We start from the raw sequence: 24,245 nt of genomic DNA, 5'->3' as shown, positions 1-24,245 counted from the left end.
ATCAGATCCCCTTTCCCCGTTCTTCCGCCAGCCCGGAAATGCCCGCCGCAAGCTCCGTTTGGATTTTATTCTCCGAAATGTCCGAAGGCTCTCCCGACGAGCGGGCCCCATGGGCGCGATCTCCCAAATTTAGTCCGATGACGCCCAGGATGATTAAGGCAATCGAAACCGCTTTGACCAGCGTCATCGATTCCTGGAAATACATGTACCCGATAACGGCAATCGCTGCCGTGCCAACTCCGGACCATATGGCATAGGCGACGCTGACAGGCACCTGCTTCAGGGCCAGGTTCAAGCTGGAAAAGGCTAATATGTACAGCACGATCATCAGTATGGACGGTACGATTTTGGTAAAACCGTTGGACATCTTCATCGAGACGGTTCCCCCGACCTCCAGCGCAATCGCAAAAATCAAATAAATCCATGACATGCCTTCATCACATCCCTTCCGAAGTTTCGGCTATATCGCATTTTCCGTCCCCTTGCGAAACAATGCCGAATAACAGCATATCGACCATCGCATCAACGGCGCCGACGAGGGACACCTTCGCGTTCACGAGGAAATCCGGGTCAAAAACGGCAAACGACGCTCCGCGCATGCACTGAACGACCGACGGAATGTCCACGGGACGCAGTTCCCCCGACGCGATGCCTTCCTGAAGCAGCGTTTCCACGGTGCCCCATTCCTCCTCCAACAAGCGATCGACCTTGACCCATTCCTGCGGGGCGTGGCGGCGCATCTCTTCAAGCACCCGCGCATCGGCAAGCCGCAGTCCGCTGGGCACGATCGACAATATGGCTTTTAATTTCCGCACGGCGCTCCAATCCGGACGCCCGTAGATGTCGTGCTGGGTATGCAGCACTTCGTGGATCGCTTCGTCCACGATCGCGCCGATCAGCTCTTCCTTGGATGCGAAATGCTCATAAATGGTTCGTTTGCTGATTCCAAGCTCGGATGCGAGATCCCCCATCGTAAATTTGAAGCCTTTGCGATTCAGCAGCGTCAGCGCGGACTGCTGCAATTTCTCTTTCATGAACATCCTCCCGCTTCCATTTTCGGTAACAATAAAACTATTTTATTATTTTCAGTACCAAAAAAGTATACCGCGTTTCATATAAAAAACAAAGCTTCGCTATTTTCATAGCGACATGCATCCGTATCCGGTATCCGGGCCTTTTCCAACTTACAGTTCGGATCCCCCACGCCGGACGGCCATTGTGAAGGTTTAATAAACCATATACACAAAAAAGAGCCGGCATGTAGCCGACTCTTCTAAATCCAGGCCCGCAAATTCACTTGCTTGATGAATTCCGCCTGCGAAAGCACCTCTGGCGCCGATTCCTCTTCTTCTTCCTGTTCGAGTTCGCCGTTCATGATTTGATGGAACAGCTTCTCGTTATATGTCGCAAGGGCGTAATCGATCAGCGCTTCCCGCGTGGTCATCTCCACTTCATGCTGAATGAGCAGCTCTTCCGGCTGCACATCACCCGATGGCACGAAAAAGTTCCGGTTAATCTTAGGTACCCGGATGACGTAATCAAACGCATTGTCCGGATTCCGGTCATAAGCGATCAGATAACCGTATTCCCCAATAGGAAGGTTCTGCTCAAAGGCGTCCGCGACGATCACAATCTTTTCCCCAAGTTGCAGCATCGTCTACCTCCTAGATGTCTATCATTGTTTGTATAGTCTACTAAAAAAAAGTAGGTCTGTCTACACGTAAGCCTGTCGGAAAACGAGGCAAAAGGCTTAATTTCGAAAAAAGCATGTCCGTGAATGCGAATCCGTCCGGAAATAACCATGGCTGGACGCTTCGCAGCCCCAAAAAAGACAACGCGGCCATGCTTCATGCTTCTTAAGCCCGGGTTATCGGAAGTCCCCCTCTTACAACAAGCGAATGAAAATATGAACCTCCGATAGAATAGATTATATAAAATGCAAAAAAAGAACGCAAACCGGGATTTATTCCACAGCTTGCGTGCTTCGCGAATGTAAAGGTAACATTAAATTAACATCATTGTATCAGGGGCGTTACCGTTTGTCCAGCCATTTTTTCCCGATTTCTGTCGAGAAAACGCCTTACGGCTCCATTCAGGACACGTAAGGATTGTGGGCGCGTTCATATCCGATCGTCGTTTTTGGACCGTGGCCCGGGTAAACCTTCACTTCATCCTTAAAAGCAAAAAGTTTGTTTTGGATGGAGTCGAGCAAATCGCGTTCGCGTCCCCCGTACAGATCCGTTCTTCCGACGCCAAGCTTGAAAAGCACGTCCCCCGAAAACAGGTCGTCCCCGCACAAAAAGCTGACGCTTCCCGGCGAATGCCCCGGCGTATGGTACACCGTGAAAGTGTGGCCGATCAACTCCAGCTTCTGCCCTTCGTCCAAGCCATATTCGGCAGGGCCGGTCGAAAGCGGCGGCGACACCTGCGGCCAGTTGAGCGATCCGTTCAGCTTCGGATTTTCGAGCCAATCCGCTTCCAGATCATGCAGGTATACCGGACAGTTTTTTAATTTCCGGATTTCATCCACGCCTCCCATGTGGTCGAAATGCGCGTGGGTCAGCAAAATCGCTTCGATCGTAAGCGGCTCGATTTTTTTGATGAGGGCGCCGGGATTCATCCCCGGATCAATGATGACCGCGCGCCCGGGATCTTCGCCGGTCAGCAAATAGGCATTGGTTTGCAGCGGGCCGAGGCAAAAGGTTTGAATGTTCAGCATATCCGTCTTTAGAACCCCGAAATCAGTTCACGCAGTTCTTTGATGACGGACGCATGATGATCGGTTCCTTCCCCGTAAGCTGCAATGAGCTCTTTCCGGCACTCGGCCATTTTTTCCTGGTAATCCGGCGCTTCACGGTCCGGGTTCTGCTGCTTGAACCGAACCATGATTTGCTGCACGTGCGCGGGACGCGGTCCCCATTTGCCAAGGACATGCCCTTCCGCATCCGTAAAGATGACGACCGGAACGCTCCGTCCGCCCATCGTCAGAAACTGGTCCATCACGTCGAAGTTTTCTTCGAGAATAAGCACTTCGGTCGGAATGCCGGCCGTTTCAAGGGCACGGAACACGACAGGCACGTTGCGCACCACGTCTCCGCACCAGTCCGCCGCCAAAATAAGGACGCGAAGGTCGTCGCGCGATTTCAGGTTTTCAAAAAACTCGCGGTCGCCGTCGTTGTCCCAGGCAAACGCGTCGTACCCCCGTTTGAATTCCTCCTGGTTTTTCTGCATGCCGTCGATAAACTGCTGCGGGGAGAGCCCCGTATTCAGCTTGTCCGCCAAATGGACTGCCATTTATTTCGTCCCCTTTCTGGATTTGGATTTGACCATTTTGATAACAAAATACACGATCAGCAACGCCAGCGCAACGAGCAAGATCGGCGTCACGTAAGGTTTTGCTTCTTGATTAATATCTTCCCATTTTTCTCCGAGAACAGAGCCTAGATAAACAAATAAGATCGACCAAGGAATCGTTGCAAGCGTCGTCAGTAGAGTGAACCGCCAAATATTCATCTTGGAGATTCCCGCCGGAATCGAAATCGCATGACGAACGACCGGAATGAAACGCGCTGTAAAAATGACACCCGAGCCGTATTTATTAAACCAAGCTTCCGCCGCATCGATATGCTTTTTATGAATAAAAATATATTTCCCGTATTTCTCGAGCACGGGCCTGCCGCCGTAACGTCCGATCCAGTACACGAACAGCTGCGCGATGACGCCGCCGATGATGCCGAACAGCACGGCTCCGATAAAGCTGATGTGGCCCGAGGATACCAAAAAGCCGCCGTAAGCAAGCACGATCTCGCTTGGAATGACTTCAATCATTAAGCCCAGCATGATGCCGAAATAACCCAGACTTTGAATCCAATGAAACAATTGACTGACGATATCCGATATAAAATGCACCCTGGCCCCTCTTTCTATATGTACTTTTAAGTCCCTATCCCCAATCTATTCTAGCATAGGAGCGGACATGACTTCTACATGAGCCCATTTGCGGCGGGAAGGTGTCTTCCCAGCCGTCCGCGGCATATGGTGGGGAATAAAGGAGGTAGGTCAAATGCCGCCGATTTCCCAGAAAAAAGACGCTCCGCTGCCTTCGGCCCGCGGCATCCGCAGAGCCTGCAGCAAGGAGCTGTACCGCACGGTCAAGCGGCTGAAGGTGTACGTCCCGGATGACGCCCTCCGCGAAGGCGAAACCCTTTATTACCGCAAGGTCATCGGCAACCTGATCTGGATTCACGAAAACCGCAGCAACCGGAAGCTGCTGTGCGATTGGTGGGACGAAGCGGTCCGCGCCGAGCTTGCCGCCCTATGGAAGGTAGACGAAGAGCATCTCGGAAAAGCTTTCCGCGAAGCTTTTGGCGGCTGAAGGAAATGGTATACGTTGTTCAAGAAAAGGGCTCTGGGGCGTAAGGTCGGTAGCCCGAGGGCCTCTTCCCGCGGGCGGGTTCATTCCGGCGCATGAAGGGAACGCTCCAGGCTCGCCAGCTCGCGGCCCCACTGCTCGGCTTCGCGGGTGAGGCGGAACTCCCGGTCGTTCCGGACCCGAACCTGGTCCGGGTCCGCGGCGCGGCGCGCGTAATCGCCGTAAAGCTCGAGCCCGGCGTCCAGGACCCGCCGGGCTTCCGCCGCGCTGCCGGACATCCATTTGCGCCGCGCCAGCTTGAACAGCCCCTCAAGGCTTTTCGTCTGCTCCGCCGCATTGTATTTGTCGCGGCGGAACCCCGCCTCCGCCCACGAGACGGCGGCGTACGCATCTCCCCGCTGGACGGCGTTGTCCGCCAGCGCAAACAGCAGGCCGGGATGCCCCGGCGAGTAGGACAGGCTCCGCTTGAGCACCGCCTCGGCTTCCCGGGGCGGCAGCCTGCGCGCCAGCTCGATCGCCGTCCCGGCATCGGCCGGATTCCACTGCAGCGAGGAGCGCAATAGCGCGGCGGACTTGGCCGGGGCCGCTGCCGCCAGCGCCTGCCGATGCAGCCGGTGGGCCATTTCTCCGCGGAAGGCAAGCCACATGCCGGCGCCGGTGACGCCAAGCCAAAGCAGCAGAAGCACCGCCGTTCCGTATGCCCGGTGCCTGTAACCGGATGCGATCGGATCGGCCCGGCGCGCCAAACGGCCTGCCGCCGCTATGGGCCTGGCCAAAACCGCATGTCCCTGATCCTCCCCGAGCTTAGCGCCAGCTTGGATTTCCTCCGCTTTACAGGAAAGCCCCCATGCCGCAAGCAGAAATATCAGCAGCCAAACGAGGCCGAAGCTGAAATCGAGGTCGACGGCCCCGTGCAGGACAAACACGCCGTAAACCGGCAGCAGCTCGCGGCGGCGGACAAGCAGTAGGCCGATGGCGCCGAGCAGCAATAATAAGACGGACGTGCCGAGAACGCCGGTGTTCAGCAGCATGTCGAGGTAACCGCTGTGCACCTGGCTGCCGACGTACGGATTGGACTGGACGGCGCGGTACGACAGCCGCCACGTCTCCCCGCCCTGCCCGAACCAGGGGGCTTGCATGAACAGCCCCCATGCATCGCGGTAGATCGCGCCGCGCGCCGTGGCCGTCCCGAAGTTTCGGACGATGCGCTCCTGCGCCGTCAGAAACACCGCGGCCATCCCCGCGGCCGCGAAAAGGCCGCCTGCCGCCCAGGCCAGGCGGCGGCGGGAAGCCGCCCCGCTGCGCGCGAGGCGGCAAAGCCCCAGGCCGGCAAGCAGGCTGCCGGCCCACGCCCCGGCCAGCGCGAGCAGGCCGGGGGCGGGCTGTACCGCCAGCGCGGCGGCTGCCAGCTGGCGGTACAGCAGGGCCGCGCCGGCGAAGGGCGCGGCCGCAAGCAGCAGCGGCGCGAAGCTGCGCCGCCGCTGCAGGGCGAGGCCGGCGGCCGCGGCCACACCGGCCGTGAGCCACGCGCCGCGCGACTCGCTGAGGAGCAGCGCGGCGGCGTACGGCAGCAGCGGGAGCGCAGCCCGCAGCAGCCGGATCTCCCCTGCTCCGGGTTCCCGCCGGAGCAGGGCGGCGAGCGCAAAGAGCCGCTCCAGCAGGAAAGCGGCCATCAACAGGCCGAACGTGTTCGGGTATTCGACCAGGCCGGCAAGCCTGGCCCCGCTGGCGCTGATCCCGGCGTTCGAGGTGAACACGACGGCATGCGGCAGCGGAAGGATGCCGCAAACCGCCAGGAGCGCCGAACCGCACAGCAGCGCCCCAGCCGCGTGCCAGGCAGACGCGAGCACCTTTTCCCCTCCCTCGGAGCGGGCGATCCGAACCGCCGAAACGGCAAAAAGACCGTAAAACCCCCACCGCAGCAGCTGGTTCACCGTTCCGTGAACGGACAAGGGCCCCAGCAGCCAGTGAAGGGCATATACGGTCATCAATATAAACGGACTCAGGATCAGCAGCCTTTCCGCAGCGGAAACGGCAGCGGGCGCGATCCGCTTTTCGTTTTCGGATACCGCCAAACGGCGCAATAAAGCAGTAACGCCGCCAAAAAACGGCAGCAGGCCGTACAGCATCCAGGCCGTATACAGATCGGACGTAAAATAAAAGCCGGATTTCAGACAAGACAGGAGCAGCACCGCGATCAGCGCGGCCCCCATGATTCCCAGCACAGAGCGTCTCACGCTCCCGCCCCCCATCGCCTTTTCTTCCTGCCCGAAACGTTCAAATCCTTACTTCCCGTCGGTTTTTCCCGGCAGCAAATCCGCGCACGCTTTTTCCAAATAAGGTTCGGCGTGAAGGAAATCGCGGAAAGCCGTGTACTCGCGCCAAAGCTGCTCCCGGTTGCCGCCTTGGCTTTTGATCGCCCGGATCAAAATGTTTTTCGGCGTATGCTCCAAATCGATGAATTCGAGCAGCTGCGTTTTGTAGCCGAGAATATCAAGCAGCTTGGCCCGGATGCCGTCCGTTGCCAGCGCGGAAAAACGTTCCTTCAGGATGCCGTGCGAAAGCAGCGGCTCCATGACCGGGCTTTCGATCTGATTGAACAGCTCGTGCTGGCAGCACGGAACCGAAAGGATCACCGAAGCGTTCCAGCGGACCGCCTTCTCCAATGCCGCATCGGTTGCGGTATCGCAGGCATGCAGCGTCACCACCATGTCGACCTGTTCCAGCTCGTCGTAGTCGGCGATGTCCCCGACCAAAAACCGCAGGTTGCTGTAATTCAGCCTGTCCGCCAGCCGGTTGCAATGCTCGATGACGTCGGCTTTGAGATCCAGCCCGACGACGTTCAGCGGCCGCCGTTCCTGAATGGACAGGTAATGGTAGAGCGCAAAGGTCAAGTAGGACTTGCCGCAGCCGAAGTCGACGATCGTCAGCGGGCGTCCCTCGGGCAGCGCCGGGAGCACGTCCTCCACCATCTCCAGGAAACGGTTGATCTGTTTGAACTTATCGTATTTTCGGGCCAAAACCTTCCCTTGTTCATTCATTATACCCAGTTCGACCAGGAACGAAATCGGATGCCCTTCCTCCAGCACGTATTTTTTCTTGCGGTTATGCGCCAAATCGGCGGAGGTTTTGGTCGGGGATTTGGTAAGGATCGATACTTTGTATTTTTTGCTGATCAAGATTTGGTAGTCCGCATCCGGCGTGCAGATCATTCCTTGTCGGAACGTCTGCTCGAACAGGCGCATGATCGCCTCCTCCGCTTCTTCCGCGGGGACGTTCTGGTGAACGACCTTGTTCGGATGCACGTAAGCGAATTGATAATGTATTTTTTTCTTCAGCTCCACCGGCTTGATCTGCACCTTGGTAAAGGTTGCGCCTTCCCGCTTGCGCAGCTGGCTCAGCGTCGCCGTGATCAATGTCGTTTCTTCCGTGATGTCATGGATGAGTTTGCGTAAAGATTCCAAGAGGGTACATCTCACTTTCTCGTATTTTCCAAACGCGGCTTGTTTGCTTTGCGCTGCAGTTCTTCCGAGCCTTCCTGCACTTCCTCCCGCGGAAGCCCGCCCGCTTCAAGCTCTTCGTCGCTTTTCGTTAACAGTCTTTGATAGAAGGCAAGGCCTTCCTCTTCGGTGATTTCCTGCTGATCGAGCAGCCTGTAGAGGGCGTTCTCCGCCTCGTCGTAACGCCCCCGCTCCTCTTCATAGCGGAACAGCAGCTGATCCGTTTTGGCCGGAATCCTGTAGCCTTTGATCCCTTCCTTCAGCTCGGCCACGCGCTCGGGCAGCTTCAGCATCGTATGGTCCGCTCCGTGCAGGTCGGCATAGAGATACAGATGCAGCGACTTCATAAGGCGGATCAGCCCCTCGTCCTTTTGCTCCATATCCAAGTATACCCCGGCTTCTTCCTGAAGCAGCCTGGCGATCGTTTGCAGCTTGTCGGCTTCGATCCCGCCCCCCAGGCGAAACATCTCTATGATATCCTCAACGGACAGGGAATTCAAAAGCTTCGAGTTCAGGCGGAAATTTTTGCTCAGCAGGTCGTCGATTTCCCACAGAGCCTCGGTGTATTTTTTCTGCTGTTTGAGCCCGAATACCTTGCCGACCATTTCAACCATATCCTCTACCATTTGCAGCAAATAGTCTTTCCTGAACATGACGCTCCTCAACCCTTTCCAAAATGATTAAGCGACAGGCAAGATCGCGAAGCCTCCCTTTTCTTGCCTTCTGGTGCGCGTTGAACCTTGATGCCCGGGAAGACCGCGTCTTTTGCCTCGAGGATCTTTCTTTTTAATGATTGTATGCTATTCGGCATGCCAAAGCCAGCGGCCCGCCCGGAAACGCCCGGGTAAACCGGATTTAAGCCGCTGCCTTTATGGCGCAAAAAGCCGGAGCCCTTTGTTCTTAGGGCTCCGGCTTTTATTTATGGCATGAAGCTGTAACGGGATGAAATTTTCAGCGCATGAACGAGGGCCGCGGGCGCTCAGCTTTCCTTCAAGAAGCTCCGGACGATGCCGGCCAGCTCCTCCGGCGTTTCCATCATGCTCATATGGCCTGCGCCCTTGATCGTTGCTTTCGTGATGTTCGGGCGGTCCGTGGAGAATACTTTTTCCGGAGGGGCAATGCCGTCATGTTCTCCCGCCACCAGCAGGACCGGCAGCGCCGAAGCGGAAATGACGTCCCGGCGGTCCGGCCGCTCGCGCATGGCCAATGCCGCGCCTGCGGCGCCTTGCGGCGGCGTAAGATAGCCGATTTCCTTCGCTTTTTGGATCAGCTCGGGCCGGGACTTCGCCGTGCCTGGCGCAAACAATCCCGGAATCAGGCCGTCGATAAACGCGGTCATTCCTTCCGTCTTGATGGTGCTTACGGCTTTCAGCCGCTTTTCCTTGCCCGCTTCGTCATCCGCGTATCCCGTGGAATGGATGAGGCCGAAGCCGTTTAACCGCGAGGCGTACCGCTGGGCGAAGGAAAGCGTAACGTATCCGCCCATGGAATGCCCCAGCATCGTTGCCTTCTCCACGTTCAGCTCGTCGAGAAGCTTCAGGACGTCGTCCGCCATTTGCTCGATCGAATACGCTCCCAGCGGGGCATCCGACGAGCCGTGTCCGCGCAAATCGGGCACGATGCAGCGGAGGCTGCCGGATAAGAGCGGCACGAGCGGCTCCCAGTATGCGGAGCTGCCGCAGAAGCCGTGGAGCAGCACGACAGCCTCTCCCTCTCCCTGATCGGCATAACAAAGCGTATATCCGTCGCAAACTACTTTATCCATCGTGAAACCCTTCTTTCGTGAGGATTTTTTGCATTCGCTTTTTCGCTTCCAATCCCATCATGCAGCCATAATCCGGACCGGACTCCCATACATTTAAATGAATGGCCAACCATAGGCCCGGTTGGCGCCCGCATCGGCCGCCAGTCCGAACGCTTCCGCCGCGGCGGAGGCAATCTGGCCGGCCATCGCCATCACATGATGCAGCGAGGTCATCTGCAGCGTGGCATAAGGCTTGGGACCGATCGCATTCACGACCGCGGCGACGCTGTAATTTCCGACGGGCGGAAGCGAGAGTCCCACCGATCTTGCGGGTAACAGCGGCTCGTCCGCAACCAGGAAGCTTCCGACGGACTGCGGCTGTCCCAAGCATGCATCGATCGCGACCACGACATGGCTTTCCGGGATTTCCGCCAAGCGTGCTTCCAGGCTGGAGGCATCGCACGGGGACGCCAACGTTCCGATGACATGGGGGAAACCGCAGGCGGAAAGCGCGCTTCCCGTCAGCGGGCCGAGCGCATCGCCGGTGGACCGGTCCGTGCCGATGCACAAAAAGGTCACGGCGGAGGGCTCATGGCGGCTGCGGATCTCCGCCAAAAAAGCGCGAAGCCCGTTGGCATCCGTTTTTTGGCTGTTCCCGCCCTTATCCCGGCCGGAGCGGAAGTCTTGATTCGACAAGGCCTAGTGCCTCCCTTGCAGGTTGATCAACATATTCCTTTTGATTTTACTGCAAAATAGCCGGCAAGAAAAATCATTTTCCTGTGTCGGGCGGCAAGACATGCTACAATGGGTACAACCCGCGATTCCCCGAAGGCAGGGACTTAGCTTCGCAGCCCGTTCTCGCACTTCGAAGAGGCAAGGGAAATGATAAACGGCTGCAACTGAAGAAAAGAAACTGGAAAGGATGAACCTCCCCCATGGATTTATCGCAAAAAACGGCTGAAAATATCGAGTACATGATCGAACAGATCAAAACCAAGCTTCGAATGGCCAGCGGCGCCGCCATGAGCTCCACCGCCTTTTCGGTGGATCAATACGAAGACATCCGAGATGTCTACGAGCTTGTCATGACCAAATCGAACCTCAGCATTTCCGAAGTGGAAGCCTTGGTGTCGGAGCTTGGCCGCTTACGCAGCAAATAAGTTTTCCCCGGAATACGAAACCCCCCTGTCGATCCTTATCGTTCCAACGTGTACGAAGGAAGGCCGCAGGGGGCTTTTCTACGAGCCGGCTCATTTCAGGGAAGATCCACGAGCACGAATTCCGCGTCCCCGTCGCTGCTCGTCCCTTTGATGTGAAGGTCGCAGTTGTTGCGGATCCGGGCGGCATCCCCGGGTTCAAGCTGGAAAGTGCCGTCATTGCAGCCGATTTCCAGGTGGCCGGAAATGAGGAACAAATAAGTCCGTCTTTCCTCCTGCTGATCGAACACGATTTCTTGGCCCGTTTCCAAGATCGGAATGTAAAGGGAAATATCCGAATGTATCGGGATCCCCTCTTGCCCTTCCGTCCTTCCGGTTACCGCGGGCGCCAGCTTGTTCAAACGTTCCTCCCTGGTGAGCGGGCGGGACGTCCATGACGGCCTGTGCCCCGGTTCCGACGGCAAAAACCACATTTGCATAAACCTGACAGGTTCGTCTTCGGACGGATTCGTCTCCGCATGTTCGATTCCGGTGCCTGCGCTCATCACCTGGACCGTGCCGGCCGGAAGGCGCTGCGCGTTGCCCAGGCTGTCGTTATGTTCAAGCGTGCCGGAGATGACGTAACTGACGATTTCCAAATCATGATGAGGATGTTTCTTAAAGCCTTGCAACGGACTTAAACAATTATCGTTATGCGCCAGCAGGCAGCCGAAATGCGAATTGCTCGGATCATCGTAGTCGGCAAAAGAAAAGCTGAATTCGCTGTGGATCCACCCTTTCTCCGAAGTATGACGCTCCGCCGAAGTCACTACTTTAATCATTTTACATCCACCTCCATGAATGTCTTTCTCAAAAAAGGTTGGTCTTGATTACGTAATTCTTACCCCTAACCTTCACCGCTCAATCACGTTCAAAAACAAAAAAATCCCTCCTTCAGTCCGGAAGGGATTTCATGCGGATACCTATTCTCTTGGGGATGCCTAGCGCGAAAAAAACGAATGCGGTGCCGGGCGGCACCTTGCGCAGGCCTCCTCAGGCGTTATACCGATTGCAGCCGGAACACGGCATCGGCATGCCCGACCTTTTTGCCTTCGTCATTATAGATGTCATGCGTAAAAGACTCGCTTAATTCCCGGATGAGCGAGTGGTTGCCGTAGCCGATTTGTTCCAGGATGGACTCGACGATCCAGCCCCATTCTTCTTCCGAACCGTCCAATACCTTAAAAGCGATGCCGAGGCGTTCCTTCTTCAGGCCGAAGCAGTACACGCCCTTGAAGCCGCCCTTGGCGACGATATTTCCGTCCTGCAAGACGAGGGAATCGACGCGGCCGCGGCCGCCCACCATTTCCGGATGCAGGTTCATCGCCCGGACAATGGTTTTCACCGCTTCCCTGACGGCTTCATCCGCAATGAGGTCCGGGCAAGCAAGCTTCACGTAGGCCGCGGCCATCGCCGAAAGCGGCAAAGCAAAAACGGGAAAACCGCAGCCGTCCGTACCGAGTTCGATGCGATCCGCGGGAATGCCGCACATCATCGCCACGGTCCCGATGATTTCCTGCTGTACGGGATGCCCCGGGTCCGCATACCCTTCCAGCGGGTATCCTTTCATTTTGCAGTAGGCAAGCACGCCGAGATGTTTGCCGGAACAATTGTGATACAAGCGGCGTTTGCCGCCCTGCCGGCGCAGCACCTCTTCCTTGCTTTCTTCGTTCAAGGGATAACTTGCCGCGCAAACGAGCTCCGACTCCGACAGTCCCGTTTTCTTCATGATGCTTTCGAGCACGTCCACATGCTCAGGCTGCGCCATGTGCGATGCGGTCATGATGGCGATCTCCTTGTCGTCCAGACCGTAATGGGCCGCAATGCCTCCGCGGATCGCAACGATCGCCTGAAGGGGTTTCGCGGCCGAACGCGTGAAGGTTACGAAATCCGGATCTCCCGCGTAAGCCGAGGTTTCCCCGCGATCGTCGACGACGCATATATGTCCATGATGCGAGCATTCCATGATGCCCGCGCGATATTCCTTGATCAATACCGGTTCCATCAAACCATCTCTCCTTTAGCTGATCGCTTATCCATCATACAACTTATTCCGAAGAGTTTGAAGACTGCCGCAATATTGTTCATTATTTTCTTTCGCTACGCATTTCATGATTTTTGTTTCAGGCCCCATAAGACCGTTTAAATACGAAATAAGCAAGGACAAACCCTATCATGGCCGATCTCAAGCCATCATCATAAAACAAGGAGTGATTTCGATGAATAAGACGGAAACGGATTGCCAAGTTCAAAGCGGCGGCACCTCTACCTTCCTCAAAGGGGCGCTGGTCGGCGGGCTGCTCGGCGCGGCCGCGGCATTGCTGTTCGCCCCCAAATCGGGCCGCGAGCTGCGGGGCGATTTGTCCGGAACGATCAGCACCATGACGGATAAATCGAAGGAACTCGCGTCCACCCTGGGCGAAAAAGCGTCCGATGTCGCCAAATCGGTCTCTTCCAAAACGACGGAACTGGCCAAATCGGTGAACGAAGGCAAAAACAGCATCATGGAAAGCGTGAAGCAGGCTTCGGCCGATCTGGCGGAGGACGCCAAAAACGCTTCCGATAAAGTCAAAGCGGCGGCGGAAGATGCCTCCCAGACAGCCGCGGGCAAAATGTAATAAACGCCTCCTGCTGCCGAATGAACGATTCGTCCGCAAGCCAGCCGAAGCGGCTGGCTTTTTCCGCGACCCAAGGACATTGAAGGCGCCCGCGCGCCGGAAGAAAGCAGGGATGAACATGAGCAAAACAAGCCCGTATCGCGTCGATGAACATCCTTTCGAGCTGAGGCATGAGGTCAAAAGGCTCAACCGGCGGCTGGACCAAATCGCCGATTCGCTCGAAAAGGCCGAAATCAAGGACATTCTTGAAAATTATACGAATCCGAAAAAAAGAATCATCACCAATTTCACTTCGGGCATCGCCCGCGGGCTAGGGCTCTCCATCGGCACGTTCGTCATTTTGGGGGTGCTCGGGTACATTCTCAGCCTGTTCGTCAAAATGCCCGTCATCGGCGAATATATCGCCAACCTGCTGCACTATATCAACCAATATAAACGCTGAACCGGCGACAGGTTCAGCGTTTTTTAACCGGAAAGAGCGGCGCCCGGAATTCCTTCCGGGGCCGCTTTTTCGTGACGCGACCGGCGTGCGAAGTTTCGTGTCCGGATGCCGTCATATTTTGGATTTTCGCCCTTTGACCCTCAGCAAATCCCCGGTCCAGCCCTTGCTGTGCATCCACCAGTACATGCCCAGCGTAAACAGAAGCGTGCCGAACATGACGGACACGAATCCCCAGGGGGTTTTGATCGCCGGCAGGTTATCGAAGTTCATGCCCCATATCGCCCCGACCACGGTGGCCGGCGTGAAGATCGAAGTCACGATCGTGAGGGTCTTCATGATTTCGTTGCCGCGAAACGCGGACACGGCGTCGTCGATGGCAATGAGGGTATCGATTTCGTCCTCGTAATGCCGGAAGGCCCTATCCATCCGTTCCATCCGATGGAGCAGCCGCAGGAAGGGTTTGCTTGACTCCAGCCTATCCAGATACCCCTCCCTGGCAGCCGCGATCAACTCGTCAAAGGGGGTGAACAAATTGCTCCAGAACAACAGCTCGAACCGGGAGTTCAAAATTTTATCCATCAGATGGCGCTGATTGTCCATCTCCATCGCGCGTTCGATGGCGCGCAAATTCATCTCGAAGCGGTCGAGCCCTTGATGGAAATAATGAAGCAGCGTCCTCGCCAACACGAACATGCCGTCGACGGCGTTCGGGCACTGCTGCAGCATCGACGTTCTTTCTTTGGCCGCCATCATCTCCCTGGTGTCCGGATCCAGGTTGATCGTGACCAGCATCTGATCGTTCACGAAAAAATGAAGCCTGTCCACCGGGCCGGCGCCCGTGACCTCGCTTTTGACGGAGTATGGCAGCGTACCGAAAATGACGGCTTCCGCGCCATCGGGAAACCGGACCGAAATATAATTTTCGCTGACCTTCGGAATGACGCGCAGCCACTCGTCGATCGCCGGGGATTCCTCCCGAAGCCTCTGAAGCCATTCGTGGGACGAGTCTTCCATGGCCACATCGTACCATCGCCATCCGCCGGCAAAATGGAGCAAGCGGTGCTGTGCCGCATTGGAACCGTTGTTCTTCATAGGCTAAGCGCCCCTTTCGTTAAACTGCGAATAGCAAGGCGGCATCCGCCTTTCGGATATGCAAAAGGACACGCAAGTTCTCGATGGAGAAATCCATTGCGTGTCCTATCTATAACATTCCCGCCATGAGCGCAACCCCAAAAAAAGCTTGTCCGTCATAACGAAGAATTCGACATGATTTCTTTCAATTTTTCGGTGGCCCGCTTCTGGATGCGCGAAACGCTCATCTGCGAAACGCCCAGCTTCTGGGCGATCGAGCGCTGGGATTCTCCGTCCTGGAAAGCCATCAGCAGCACCCGCTGCTCTTGTTCCTTCAGCTGGCTCAACGCTTGCTGCAGATCCATCCGCTTTTCGACCGTATCGTAGTCGTCCGCTTCGGAGCTGATCAGTTCCCCGAGCGTCGCCCCCGTTTCTTCCTGGGACAAAGGGGAATCCAAGGACACATAATGATAGCATTCCCGTCCGGCCAGGACTTCGACGGTTTCTTCCACCGACAGATCCAGGAACTCCGCGATTTCATCCACGCTTGGCGAACGTTCGAGCTTTACCGTCAGCTCATCGATGGCCTGCTGGACCAGCGCGCCCTTCTCCTTGATCCGCCGCGGCACCTGTATGTACCAAGATTTGTCGCGAAGGAAATTTTTCATGTGGCCGATCATGCTTTTCATCGCGTACGGCTCAAACGGAACTCCAAGTTCGATGTCGTATTGCTGCAGCAGGCGAATGAGCGACATTTGGCCGACCTGGTACAAATCTTCGTACAAATCGGGGCGGTTTCGGGCAATTTTGCCTGCTGCGATTTTTACCATAGGCTCGTATTTTTGGATTAGAACGGTAGCGATTTCGTTGTCTTTGGTCTGCTGGTACTGCCAAATCAAACCGACGGCCTCGCTCATGGACTCAGGGGGAGTCACTCTATCGTTCATACCTTTTCCTCGCTTCTCGTCAGACGTTTGGTCATCACGACCTTGGTTCCGCGCCCGGCCGCATTTTCGATGCTGACCTCGTCCATGAGCGCTTCCATCAGGTAGAAACCAAGCCCGCCGATTTCTACGTCCAGCAGCTCCTTGTCGTGAAGCGTCGCACTGCCGCTCGTAGAAGTCCGTTCAAAGCTTTCCCCTTCGTCCCGTACCGTAATGGACAACATGTCCTCAAAAACCTCAAACGCCACTTCCACGATGCCGTCCTGCTTGCCGTAGGCATAAAGCACCGAGTTGTTGCACGCCTCCGACACCGCTACCTTCATGTCCTCGATATCCTCGTAAGTGAAACCCATCTTCGAGGCGATCCCGTACAAATTCAGTCTGACGATATCGACGTATTCCGCTCTGGCCGGCAGACTGATCACGACTCTTTGAACTTCAGCATTCATTCTTTTCTTCGATCCTTTCCTATTGGGAATTCTCATTAGGGGCGAAAAACTTGGCGATGCCCGTCATGTCGAACAGCTTCTGGATTTGCGGAGGAACCTGTTCTACCAGGAAGCGGGCTTCCATGCCGTGTCTGGCTTTCAAAATGGAGAGCAGAATCCCGATCCCGGTGCTGTCGATATACTTCAAATCCTTCAGGTTGACGATCAGATCGATCCCCGCGTCCGATACCAACGGCTCCATGACGAGCCTGAAATCAGGGGCTACCGACAAATCCAGCTCTCCGGCCAAATATACGGTGCAAGAATTTCCGTTTTTTTCTGTCGTTGCTTTGAATTTATCGTTTTTATTTGCATTCATAGACATTCTCTCCCGAAAATTGATTTCATTTCGTCATATCCATCGCATGTGCATCCCAGGTCCATACGACCCGATATTTACAAATAACCCGAACCCGCCTGCTTGAATCACTTCCGGTTCATGAAGGCAACGAAAGCGGGTAACGATTCAATATTTCCTTCAGCCTGCTCATCTGCACAGGTTTGCTGATGTAGTCGTCCATTCCCGCTTCCAGGCAACGCTCGCGGATGCCCTCCATCACGTTGGCCGTCATCGCGACGATCACCGGCGTCCGGTTTGCAGGTTTCTGCCGCTGGCGGATTCGTTTGGCCGCCTCGAGCCCGTCCATCACCGGCATTTGCAGATCCATGAAAATGTAATGGTAACCGGGGCTTGCCAGCGACTTGTCCACGGCCTGAAGCCCGTCCTCGGCTACTTCGGCTTTCAGCCCGAATTTGCCGAGCATGCTGACCATCAGCTTCCGGTTTACCGGATGGTCGTCCACGACCAGAATGTCCGGCGGCGCGCTGCCGTCCCGTTTCACCTGCAGCCGAAGTTCGTCGCAGCATCCGTCCAAGCATTCGTCGTATTCCGGCTCCTTGACGACGATGTTAAAAATAAAGGTCGTTCCCTGAACCTCGGACGGCTCGACCCGGATGTCGCCGCCCATCATCTCGACGAGCGATTTGCAGATGGCCAGTCCAAGGCCGGTGCCGCCGTATTTGCGCGTCATGGAGGAATCGAGCTGGGAAAACGGCTTGAACAAGCGGTCGATTTTGTCCTCCGATATGCCGATGCCCGTATCCCTGACGGCAAATTCGATATCGAGGCTCCCGGCCGTCCGCTCCTTCAAAGACACGATTAAATACACGCCGCCCTCGTGGGTGAATTTCACCGCATTGGCGATCAAATTGATGAGCACCTGGCGCAACCGGGCCATGTCGCCGTAAATCGCCGGGGGAATCCGGTCGTCAAGGAAATAGACGAGCTCCAGCCCCTTTTTGCCCGCTTCGACGGAAAACAGGCTGAAAACCTCTTGAATGCAGACGCCCAGGTCAAAGGGATGCTCTTCAAGCTCCATTTTGCCGGACTCCATCTTCGTGAAATCCAGGATGTCGTTGATGACCGTCACGAGGGCATCCGCGCTGCTGCGGATAATCTCGGCATATTCCTGCTGCTCTTCGTTCAGTTCGGTTTCCATCAGCAGATCGACCATGCCGATCACCCCGTTCATCGGTGTGCGGATTTCATGGCTCATCATCGCCAAAAATTCGGTTTTCGCCTTGGCCGCGATTTCCGCGGCTTCTTTGGCCTTCACCAGCTCCTGGTTGATTTTCTCCAGCTCCTGGGTTTTCTGCTGCAGCAGCATCGACTGGGTTTTATGTTTTTTCCCCGTCAAATACATTTCGACGAAACCTTCGATTTTCGATTTCAGGATCTGCGGAATGAAAGGTTTGACCATATAATCGATGGCTCCGGCGGAATACCCCGCGAATAAATGCTCCGCTTCCTTGCTGTTCGCCGAGATAAAGATGATGGGAATGTCTTTCGTCTTATCCCTTTTTTTGATCAGCTTCGCCGTTTCGATCCCGTCCAGCCCCGGCATTTGCACATCGAGCACGATGACGGCAAACTCGTCCTTCAGCAGGCAGCGCAGCGCCTCTTCTCCGGACGTCGCCTTGACGAGGTTGTACCGTTCGCTCTCCAGCACGGCCTCAAGGGCCAGCAAATTTTCGGGATGGTCGTCCACGAGCAATATATGAATCGGTTCTTGAACCCCCATAGAATCCTCCCCACTAACCTATTTCATCTTCCGGTATATTTTCTCCACGCGGTCCATCGGTTCGTAATACTGGCTGTATTCCGTAAATTGGATCGACTCCTTCGAGCCGAGGACCAAAATGCCGGAGCGGCTCAGACTTTCGTAAAACAGCCCATGTACCCGGTCCCGGAGCGTATCGTTAAAATAAATCATGACATTCCGGCAAAAAATGACGTTAAATTCGTTGAAGGAACGGTCCGTGGCCAGGTTATGTTCGGCGAAAATGATGTTTTTTTGCAAAAACGGCTTAAAAATGACCGAGTTGTATTTCGCCGTGTAATATTCCGAAAACGAGCGGGTTCCCCCGGCCTCGATGTAGTTTTTCGTGTACTGTTTCATTTTTTCGATCCCGAATATCCCCTGCTTGGCAATCGCCAGCGAGCGGTCGTTCATGTCCGTCGCATAAATCCTCGATTTGTCGTACAGCCCTTCCTCATGCAGCAAAATCGCCATGGAGTAAACTTCCTCGCCCGTCGAGCAGCCCGCGTGCCAGATACGGATATACGGATAGGTGCGGAGCAGCGGCACGATTTTCTCGCGGAAAAGCCTAAACACCTCCGGGTCCCTGAACATCTCCGTCACCGGGATCGACAACGTCTGGACCATCCGCTCAAAACACGTACGCTCATGAAGCACCCGTTCCTGAAGCGCGGAAATGCTTTTCAGGCCTTCCGAATGGATAAAATGCCATATTCGCCGTCGCAGGGATGGCAGCGCGTAGTTGCGGAAGTCATAACCGTAAAGCCGGTGAACCCCTTCAAGCAGAAGCTCAAGTTCGATATCCTCGCGCTCCCTGTTGCCGCCTGCCGTCAAACGTTCTTCAAAATCTTCCGAAATGCAAATATCCATTCAAGTTCCTCCTGATTTCCCGTATAACACTTTCCATTACCCGCATATCCGGCCTACGAATACAGCCATACCCGCATGAGCGAAAGAAGCTGTTCGGTTTGGATCGGTTTTTTGACGTAATCCGAGGCTCCGGCTTCGATGCATTTCGAGCGGTCCTCCTTCATGGCTTTCGCCGTCAAAGCGATGATCGGCAGCTTTTGGAACTCCGGCTGCTGGCGGATTCGGCGCATCGCCTCGTAGCCGTCCATTTCCGGCATCATCATGTCCATCAGCACCAAATCGAAATGCTCGCCGCTGTTTAATATTTCGATCGCATCCCGCCCGTTTTCGGCAAAGGTGACGTCCATATCATAGCTTTCCAGCACGCTGGACAGCGCAAACACGTTCCGGATGTCGTCGTCGACGAGCAGAATCCGCTTGCCTTCGAACAAAACCTCCTTATTGTGCAGCCTTTGCAAAATTTTGCGTTTGTCTTCCGGCAAATTCGCTTCGACCCGGTGCAGGAACAACGTCGTTTCGTCCAGCAGCCGCTCGGGCGATTTCACGTCCTTGATAATGATGGACTCGGCGTATTTCCGGAGCCTCATTTCCTCCTTGCTGTCCAGGTCCTTGCCCGTGTAAATGATGATCGGCAGGTCCTCCAGCTCTTCGTCCTGCTGGATTTGATCCAGCAGCTCGAAGCCCGTCATATCGCTTAACATCAAATCCAGCACCATGCTGTCGTACCGTTTGTTCCGCAGCTCCCTCAGCGCCTCTTCGCCCGTCGACACCGCCGTAATGACGACATCGTCGTGGTCGATCAGCTCGATGATCGAATTCCGCTGCGTTTCGTCGTCCTCTACGATCAGCAAATGTTTGACCGAATTTTCGGTATACGATTCGATATGCGAAAATGCCCTTTCGAGCGCCGCCTTGGAAGACGGCTTCTTCAGATAGGCGATGGCCCCCATTTTCAATCCCTGCTTCACTTCGTCCACGACCGAAACGATATGCACCGGGATGTGCCGCGTAGCCGAATGGCTCTTCAGCTCGCCGAGAATGGACCAGCCGTCCATGACCGGGAGCTGGATATCGAGGATGATGGCATCCGGCAAATAAGACTGGGCCATCTGCAGGCCGATATCGCCCTGCGCCGCGACAAGGCCCTTAAAGCCGCGGCCCCGGGCCATTTCCAGCAAGATGCCGGCAAATTTCGGATCGTCCTCGATGATCAGCAGCACCTTGTCGTTGTCCTCGATCCGGTCCCGGTCGTCGGCAATCGCCGCCAAAGCCGGAATTTGGTCCTTGGCTTTGCGTTCCGGCTCTCCGGCCGGCGCGGTTTCCCCGGAGACCAGCAGCTCACCGGCAGCCGCAGCCTCGCTGCGGGCCGACTGGAGCGCCGCTTCGTCCGCTTCGATCGGCAGATACAAAGTAAAGCAGCTTCCCTTGCCTTCCGTGGACTGCACCTCTATGCCGCCTCCGAGCAACTTGGCCAGTTCGCGGCTGATCGAAAGCCCGAGGCCCGTTCCCCCGTATTTGCGGCTTGTCGTGCCGTCCACTTGCTGGAACGCTTCAAAGATAAGCTCCGTTTTGTCTTTAGGAATGCCGATGCCCGTATCCTTGACCGACAAAGCGAGGTAGCTGCGGCGTCCGTCCAGATAGGTGGGCAGTTCAGCCTCTTCCGCCCGCTGAACGCTGAAGGTGACGGAACCGCGGTTCGTGAATTTAAACGCATTGGACATCAGGTTGCGGATGATTTGCTTGACCCGGTAACCATCCGTGACGATCGATACTGGCAAATCCGGGTCCACGTCGAACCGGAGCGCCACCTGCTTTTGCGTCGCGACCGGCATGAAGTTCTGATGCACGAAACCTTTCCATTCCTGAACCGCCACTTTTTCCCGATTGATCTCCATCTTGCCTGCATCCACTTTGGACAGATCCAAAATCTCGTCGATCATCTTCAGGAGATCGGCCCCCGACATATAAATCGTGCGGGCGTATTCCGTCTGCTTGTCGCTCAAGTTGCCTTCCTTGTTTTCGGCCAGGAGCTGGGACAAGATCAGAAGGCTGTTCAGCGGCGTCCGCAGCTCATGCGACATATTGGCCAAAAACTCCGATTTGTACTTGCTCGTTACCGCCAGCTGCATCGCCTGCCGTTCCAGCTTCGCCTTCGCTTCCTCGACCTCGATGTTTTTTTCCTCAAGCTGCTGCATCTGCTCTTCGAGCGCCCGCGTCTTGGCGATGAGCTCCGTATTGAAGTGCTCCAGTTCCTCCTGCTGCCGCTGCAGCAGATCCTCGGATTTTTTGAGGGCTTCGGTTTGCTCTTCCAAGTTCTCGTTCGTGCGTCTCAGCTCTTCCTGCTGCGTTTGCAGCTCCTCCGATTGGCACTGCAGCTCCTCGGTAAGCGCCTGCGATTCCCGCAGCAGCTCCTCGACGCGCAATCTCCGGTTGATATTGTTGATCACGATGCCCAAATGGTCGGCGAGCTGGGAAAAAAGCTTGCTTTGCAGCTCCGAAAACGGCTCGAACGAAGCCACTTCGATCGCTCCCAGCAGCTCGTCCTCGAACAGGATCGGCTGGATCATCAAATGTGCCGGCTTGCCCTGGCCCAAGGCCGACGTCACGGATAAATAGTTGTCCGGAACCGTGGTCGCGATCGGCTTGCGGTCCAGCGCGCTTTGTCCGATCAGCCCCTCGCCTACCCCGACCTTCCCCTTCGTGGCCAATTCGCCTTCGCGGGCATACGTGCCGTTCAGAACAAGCCAGTCCGGCTCTTTTTCTTCATCATGGATATAGATGGCCCCGTACATCGCTCCCAGGACGGGCGTAAATTCGCTGATAAAGGCCTGGGACACCTGCTCCCTGGAATTGATGCCCCGCAAGAGCTCCGTAATCCGGCTCACGTTGGAATTCAGCCAGTTCAAATCTTTTTGGGCCTGCAGGTAGCTCTTTTCCAGCTGTTGTTTTTCCTCGAGATCCTCCGCCATCTCTTTGAACACGCGGGCTACCTCCCCGATTTCATCCTTGGAGGTCACTTTGATCCGGCGGATGGTCCGGATCCGTCCCTTGCCGAAGCTGTCGATCATCATGGAGACCACGTTCAGTCCCCTGGTAATGCTCGGAATTACCCATAAAATGACGGCAAATCCAATCAGCAAACCGGCCGTCATCAAAACGGCCGTGATTTGAATCGATCGGCCGTAATTCGTTTTCGTTTCCGTTATGTCGCGATCCACCTGCATGTCCTGGAACGCCGCAAGCTCGTTGGCGCTTTTCAGCGCTTCTTCCTGCAAGGCAAGACCGCTTGTGTTGCGGTACGCGTTGGCTGCCTCCCACATTCCTTGCGAAACAAGAGACATTTGCTTCTCCTCGTATCGCTTGAAGCCTTCCCAAGCGCTTCTCACCCGGGTCAGCATTTGCTGCTCTTCCGGGGACTCGCTGCTCGCGATAAGCTTTTGCAAACTTTCGTTGCCGCTGTCTATCATGGCGTTGATCTCGTTTTTGGTTTCTTCGAGCGAGGCGGTCCGGTTCAACATCACGTTGACGAGCACCCGCGAAATATTGTTCACTTCGCTCCGCACGCTGCTGGAATATCTGACCTTCAAATACCGCTGCTCATAGATCTCGTCCAGCTGCTTGTTCATATCGTTTAAACGGTTGTAGCCAATCGTCGTCATCACGGCCATAAGGACCATCATGACGCCGAAACCGATAATCAGCTTGGCTTTCAGCTTCATTCCGCGTTTTCCCCCTCTTTTAACGATATCCACACGAGGCACTTGTCGTCTTCCCGCTCCTGCGTGCCGTGGTCTTCAAAAAAAGCCTCGAACATCCGGGACTCGTCCCACCGATGCGAATGGCTCAGGCGGTCGATCAGGAAATCCATCTTCTCTTCATGTTCCCCGTCCACCACCTCCAGCAGACCGTCGGTATACAAGGCGATATGCCCGTCGCCTTCGTAATGAAGCGTTTGCGGTTCAATCTCCATCTTCTCGAACAGCCCTACCGGACAGCATGCCTTGTCAAGCTGAACGACTCCCCCTTCATTCGGGAAAAACAGCGCCGGCGGATGCCCCGCGTTGACGTAATCGATCCTTTTCACGACCGTGTCCACGACGAGATAGATCGCCGTAAAATAGTACTGCACGAGCTGATTTTCGATATGGAGCTGGTTGAACCGGCGGTTCAGCTCCTGGATGACCTTTTCCGGCTCCACATATGTCGTTACGGTATCCTTCAGCACCGACGCGATAAACATCGTAAACAGCGACGAGGAGATGCCGTGGCCCATCATGTCCAGCAGAAGGACGCCGTACCGTCCCCCGCCAAGCGGATACCACGCGTACAAATCCCCGGCAAGCTCGGCGGAAGGCTGGTAGATCGCGTGCACCTCGAAGGCGCTGTCCTCGATCGGGGGGCTCAGCACGGCATTTTGCACCAGCGCGGCCAACCGCAATTCGTCCTTGATCCGCTGATCCCGCTCCTTGTGCCAATCGTTTTCCTTTTTAAGCCGCAAGGCCAGCCGGATTCTGGCCATCAGCTCCACCTTGTTGATCGGCTTCGTCACATAGTCCACCGCTCCGGCATCCAGCGCTTCAGCCAATTTTTTCGAGTCGCCCACGGCTGTGACCATAATGATCGGAATATCCTTAAGATGCTCATGCCGCTGAATGATCCGGCAGGCTTCGATCCCGTCGATTTCCGGCATCATCATGTCCAGCAGGATGAGGTCGATGTTGGCCTGATGGCCCGCTGCCTGCCTGCCGGAGCCGCTTTCTCCGCGGCCCTCGATGCCCAGCATCTCGAACATGCCGTGGGCCGAGGAGGCCGATGCCGTTTCGCGGTAGTTCTCTTTTTTCAAAATTTCCCGGATAATAATGATATTTGTCGGATTATCGTCAACGATTAATATTCTCATA

Annotated in this window: 25 protein-coding genes; 4 read left to right on the top strand and 21 right to left on the bottom strand. The window is 55.7% G+C overall.

Annotated elements, in window-relative coordinates:
• Nucleotide 1: 1 nt before the first annotated feature.
• The 6 genes from NYE48_RS03525 to NYE48_RS03500 all read right to left on the bottom strand — a co-directional run bounded on the left by NYE48_RS03525 (nucleotide 2) and on the right by NYE48_RS03500 (nucleotide 3,909).
• Nucleotides 2-430: a DMT family transporter gene (locus NYE48_RS03525; RefSeq protein WP_052147146.1), complete on the bottom strand. Its 429-nt coding sequence runs from the start codon at nucleotides 428-430 to the stop codon at nucleotides 2-4.
• Between the two features lie 7 nt (nucleotides 431-437).
• A complete protein-coding gene (locus NYE48_RS03520; protein ID WP_340996915.1) occupies nucleotides 438-1,034 on the bottom strand; it encodes a TetR/AcrR family transcriptional regulator in 597 nt (198 codons plus the stop codon).
• 239 nt (nucleotides 1,035-1,273) lie between these two features.
• Nucleotides 1,274-1,654: a hypothetical protein gene (locus NYE48_RS03515; protein ID WP_036712867.1), complete on the bottom strand. Its 381-nt coding sequence runs from the start codon at nucleotides 1,652-1,654 to the stop codon at nucleotides 1,274-1,276.
• Nucleotides 1,655-2,092: 438 nt separating this feature from the next.
• Nucleotides 2,093-2,719, bottom strand: a complete 627-nt coding sequence (locus NYE48_RS03510) for an MBL fold metallo-hydrolase (RefSeq protein WP_036712865.1) — start codon at nucleotides 2,717-2,719, stop codon at nucleotides 2,093-2,095.
• Between the two features lie 8 nt (nucleotides 2,720-2,727).
• Nucleotides 2,728-3,294: a thioredoxin family protein gene (locus NYE48_RS03505; protein WP_036712864.1), complete on the bottom strand. Its 567-nt coding sequence runs from the start codon at nucleotides 3,292-3,294 to the stop codon at nucleotides 2,728-2,730.
• Nucleotides 3,295-3,909 carry a DedA family protein gene (locus tag NYE48_RS03500; RefSeq protein WP_340996913.1) on the bottom strand — a complete coding sequence of 205 codons (615 nt, stop codon included), beginning with the start codon at nucleotides 3,907-3,909 and terminating at the stop codon, nucleotides 3,295-3,297.
• Nucleotides 3,910-4,063: 154 nt separating this feature from the next.
• On the opposite strand from NYE48_RS03500, the gene NYE48_RS03495 reads away from it, so the two are divergent.
• Nucleotides 4,064-4,375, top strand: a complete 312-nt coding sequence (locus NYE48_RS03495) for a hypothetical protein (protein ID WP_036712861.1) — start codon at nucleotides 4,064-4,066, stop codon at nucleotides 4,373-4,375.
• Nucleotides 4,376-4,455: 80 nt separating this feature from the next.
• Here the strand turns inward: NYE48_RS03495 and NYE48_RS03490 are convergent, their stop codons facing one another.
• The 5 genes from NYE48_RS03490 to yyaC all read right to left on the bottom strand — a co-directional run bounded on the left by NYE48_RS03490 (nucleotide 4,456) and on the right by yyaC (nucleotide 10,312).
• The gene (locus NYE48_RS03490; protein WP_340996912.1) at nucleotides 4,456-6,609 is read right to left on the bottom strand and encodes an O-antigen ligase family protein; all 2,154 of its coding nucleotides are present in this window, start codon (nucleotides 6,607-6,609) and stop codon (nucleotides 4,456-4,458) included.
• 48 nt (nucleotides 6,610-6,657) lie between these two features.
• Nucleotides 6,658-7,836 (bottom strand): class I SAM-dependent methyltransferase, encoded by a 1,179-nt coding sequence (locus NYE48_RS03485; RefSeq protein ID WP_036712849.1) that lies wholly within the window; start codon nucleotides 7,834-7,836, stop codon nucleotides 6,658-6,660.
• Between the two features lie 11 nt (nucleotides 7,837-7,847).
• Complete coding sequence (locus NYE48_RS03480; protein ID WP_340996908.1) at nucleotides 7,848-8,525, bottom strand: DUF6483 family protein; 678 nt, start codon at nucleotides 8,523-8,525, stop codon at nucleotides 7,848-7,850.
• 326 nt (nucleotides 8,526-8,851) lie between these two features.
• On the bottom strand, nucleotides 8,852-9,637 hold the full coding sequence (locus tag NYE48_RS03475; protein ID WP_340996907.1) for an alpha/beta fold hydrolase: 786 nt from the start codon (nucleotides 9,635-9,637) through the stop codon (nucleotides 8,852-8,854).
• 93 nt (nucleotides 9,638-9,730) lie between these two features.
• Complete coding sequence (gene yyaC, locus NYE48_RS03470; RefSeq protein WP_340996905.1) at nucleotides 9,731-10,312, bottom strand: spore protease YyaC; 582 nt, start codon at nucleotides 10,310-10,312, stop codon at nucleotides 9,731-9,733.
• A gap of 239 nt (nucleotides 10,313-10,551) precedes the next feature.
• Between yyaC and NYE48_RS03465 the strand changes: the two genes are divergently transcribed.
• Nucleotides 10,552-10,776: a DUF1128 domain-containing protein gene (locus NYE48_RS03465; protein ID WP_036712844.1), complete on the top strand. Its 225-nt coding sequence runs from the start codon at nucleotides 10,552-10,554 to the stop codon at nucleotides 10,774-10,776.
• A gap of 95 nt (nucleotides 10,777-10,871) precedes the next feature.
• Here the strand turns inward: NYE48_RS03465 and NYE48_RS03460 are convergent, their stop codons facing one another.
• On the bottom strand, nucleotides 10,872-11,594 hold the full coding sequence (locus NYE48_RS03460; RefSeq protein WP_340996903.1) for a pirin family protein: 723 nt from the start codon (nucleotides 11,592-11,594) through the stop codon (nucleotides 10,872-10,874).
• Nucleotides 11,595-11,812: 218 nt separating this feature from the next.
• Entirely contained in the window at nucleotides 11,813-12,817 is a 1,005-nt protein-coding gene (locus NYE48_RS03455) for an asparaginase (protein ID WP_036712842.1), read from the bottom strand.
• A gap of 214 nt (nucleotides 12,818-13,031) precedes the next feature.
• Between NYE48_RS03455 and NYE48_RS03450 the strand changes: the two genes are divergently transcribed.
• A complete protein-coding gene (locus NYE48_RS03450; protein ID WP_036712839.1) occupies nucleotides 13,032-13,430 on the top strand; it encodes a YtxH domain-containing protein in 399 nt (132 codons plus the stop codon).
• A gap of 112 nt (nucleotides 13,431-13,542) precedes the next feature.
• On the top strand, nucleotides 13,543-13,872 hold the full coding sequence (locus tag NYE48_RS03445; RefSeq protein ID WP_246537125.1) for a DUF5665 domain-containing protein: 330 nt from the start codon (nucleotides 13,543-13,545) through the stop codon (nucleotides 13,870-13,872).
• A gap of 111 nt (nucleotides 13,873-13,983) precedes the next feature.
• Here the strand turns inward: NYE48_RS03445 and NYE48_RS03440 are convergent, their stop codons facing one another.
• The 8 genes from NYE48_RS03440 to NYE48_RS03405 all read right to left on the bottom strand — a co-directional run bounded on the left by NYE48_RS03440 (nucleotide 13,984) and on the right by NYE48_RS03405 (nucleotide 24,244).
• A complete protein-coding gene (locus NYE48_RS03440; RefSeq protein WP_212951857.1) occupies nucleotides 13,984-14,964 on the bottom strand; it encodes a magnesium transporter CorA family protein in 981 nt (326 codons plus the stop codon).
• A gap of 155 nt (nucleotides 14,965-15,119) precedes the next feature.
• Nucleotides 15,120-15,890 carry a sigma-70 family RNA polymerase sigma factor gene (locus tag NYE48_RS03435; RefSeq protein WP_036712834.1) on the bottom strand — a complete coding sequence of 257 codons (771 nt, stop codon included), beginning with the start codon at nucleotides 15,888-15,890 and terminating at the stop codon, nucleotides 15,120-15,122.
• The gene (gene rsbW, locus NYE48_RS03430; RefSeq protein ID WP_036712833.1) at nucleotides 15,887-16,336 is read right to left on the bottom strand and encodes an anti-sigma B factor RsbW; all 450 of its coding nucleotides are present in this window, start codon (nucleotides 16,334-16,336) and stop codon (nucleotides 15,887-15,889) included. Before rsbW ends, NYE48_RS03435 begins: the two co-directional genes overlap by 4 nt.
• Before the next feature lie 19 nt (nucleotides 16,337-16,355).
• Nucleotides 16,356-16,694 carry an STAS domain-containing protein gene (locus tag NYE48_RS03425; protein ID WP_036712831.1) on the bottom strand — a complete coding sequence of 113 codons (339 nt, stop codon included), beginning with the start codon at nucleotides 16,692-16,694 and terminating at the stop codon, nucleotides 16,356-16,358.
• A gap of 118 nt (nucleotides 16,695-16,812) precedes the next feature.
• Nucleotides 16,813-18,456 (bottom strand): response regulator, encoded by a 1,644-nt coding sequence (locus NYE48_RS03420; RefSeq protein WP_340996897.1) that lies wholly within the window; start codon nucleotides 18,454-18,456, stop codon nucleotides 16,813-16,815.
• 18 nt (nucleotides 18,457-18,474) lie between these two features.
• Nucleotides 18,475-19,344, bottom strand: coding sequence for a CheR family methyltransferase (locus NYE48_RS03415; RefSeq protein ID WP_052147145.1), 870 nt, complete (start codon nucleotides 19,342-19,344; stop codon nucleotides 18,475-18,477).
• Between the two features lie 53 nt (nucleotides 19,345-19,397).
• A complete protein-coding gene (locus NYE48_RS03410) occupies nucleotides 19,398-23,063 on the bottom strand; it encodes a response regulator (protein WP_340996896.1) in 3,666 nt (1,221 codons plus the stop codon).
• Nucleotides 23,060-24,244, bottom strand: coding sequence for a SpoIIE family protein phosphatase (locus NYE48_RS03405; protein ID WP_212951866.1), 1,185 nt, complete (start codon nucleotides 24,242-24,244; stop codon nucleotides 23,060-23,062). The genes NYE48_RS03410 and NYE48_RS03405 overlap by 4 nt, the downstream gene beginning before the upstream one ends.
• Nucleotide 24,245 lies beyond the last annotated feature (1 nt).

It is taken from the genome of Paenibacillus sp. FSL M7-1455 (genome assembly GCF_038004655.1).
Classification (GTDB): domain Bacteria; phylum Bacillota; class Bacilli; order Paenibacillales; family Paenibacillaceae; genus Paenibacillus_AQ; species Paenibacillus_AQ cookii.
Note: the sequence above shows the minus strand (reverse complement) of the source record. Positions and strands in the feature narration are given on the sequence as shown.

Bases quoted from the DNA above. Each gene is read 5' to 3' on its own strand.
- NYE48_RS03525 (WP_052147146.1), bottom strand. From the start codon at position 430: ATGTCATGGATTTATTTGATTTTTGCGATTGCGCTGGAGGTCGGGGGA.
- NYE48_RS03520 (WP_340996915.1), bottom strand. From the start codon at position 1,034: ATGAAAGAGAAATTGCAGCAGTCCGCGCTGACGCTGCTGAATCGCAAA.
- NYE48_RS03515 (WP_036712867.1), bottom strand. From the start codon at position 1,654: ATGCTGCAACTTGGGGAAAAGATTGTGATCGTCGCGGACGCCTTTGAG.
- NYE48_RS03510 (WP_036712865.1), bottom strand. From the start codon at position 2,719: ATGCTGAACATTCAAACCTTTTGCCTCGGCCCGCTGCAAACCAATGCC.
- NYE48_RS03505 (WP_036712864.1), bottom strand. From the start codon at position 3,294: ATGGCAGTCCATTTGGCGGACAAGCTGAATACGGGGCTCTCCCCGCAG.
- NYE48_RS03495 (WP_036712861.1), top strand. From the start codon at position 4,064: ATGCCGCCGATTTCCCAGAAAAAAGACGCTCCGCTGCCTTCGGCCCGC.
- NYE48_RS03480 (WP_340996908.1), bottom strand. From the start codon at position 8,525: ATGTTCAGGAAAGACTATTTGCTGCAAATGGTAGAGGATATGGTTGAA.
- NYE48_RS03475 (WP_340996907.1), bottom strand. From the start codon at position 9,637: ATGGATAAAGTAGTTTGCGACGGATATACGCTTTGTTATGCCGATCAG.
- NYE48_RS03465 (WP_036712844.1), top strand. From the start codon at position 10,552: ATGGATTTATCGCAAAAAACGGCTGAAAATATCGAGTACATGATCGAA.
- NYE48_RS03460 (WP_340996903.1), bottom strand. From the start codon at position 11,594: ATGATTAAAGTAGTGACTTCGGCGGAGCGTCATACTTCGGAGAAAGGG.
- NYE48_RS03455 (WP_036712842.1), bottom strand. From the start codon at position 12,817: ATGGAACCGGTATTGATCAAGGAATATCGCGCGGGCATCATGGAATGC.
- NYE48_RS03450 (WP_036712839.1), top strand. From the start codon at position 13,032: ATGAATAAGACGGAAACGGATTGCCAAGTTCAAAGCGGCGGCACCTCT.
- NYE48_RS03445 (WP_246537125.1), top strand. From the start codon at position 13,543: ATGAACATGAGCAAAACAAGCCCGTATCGCGTCGATGAACATCCTTTC.
- NYE48_RS03440 (WP_212951857.1), bottom strand. From the start codon at position 14,964: ATGAAGAACAACGGTTCCAATGCGGCACAGCACCGCTTGCTCCATTTT.
- NYE48_RS03435 (WP_036712834.1), bottom strand. From the start codon at position 15,890: ATGAACGATAGAGTGACTCCCCCTGAGTCCATGAGCGAGGCCGTCGGT.
- rsbW (WP_036712833.1), bottom strand. From the start codon at position 16,336: ATGAATGCTGAAGTTCAAAGAGTCGTGATCAGTCTGCCGGCCAGAGCG.
- NYE48_RS03425 (WP_036712831.1), bottom strand. From the start codon at position 16,694: ATGAATGCAAATAAAAACGATAAATTCAAAGCAACGACAGAAAAAAAC.
- NYE48_RS03420 (WP_340996897.1), bottom strand. From the start codon at position 18,456: ATGGGGGTTCAAGAACCGATTCATATATTGCTCGTGGACGACCATCCC.
- NYE48_RS03415 (WP_052147145.1), bottom strand. From the start codon at position 19,344: ATGGATATTTGCATTTCGGAAGATTTTGAAGAACGTTTGACGGCAGGC.
- NYE48_RS03410 (WP_340996896.1), bottom strand. From the start codon at position 23,063: ATGAAGCTGAAAGCCAAGCTGATTATCGGTTTCGGCGTCATGATGGTC.
- NYE48_RS03405 (WP_212951866.1), bottom strand. From the start codon at position 24,244: ATGAGAATATTAATCGTTGACGATAATCCGACAAATATCATTATTATC.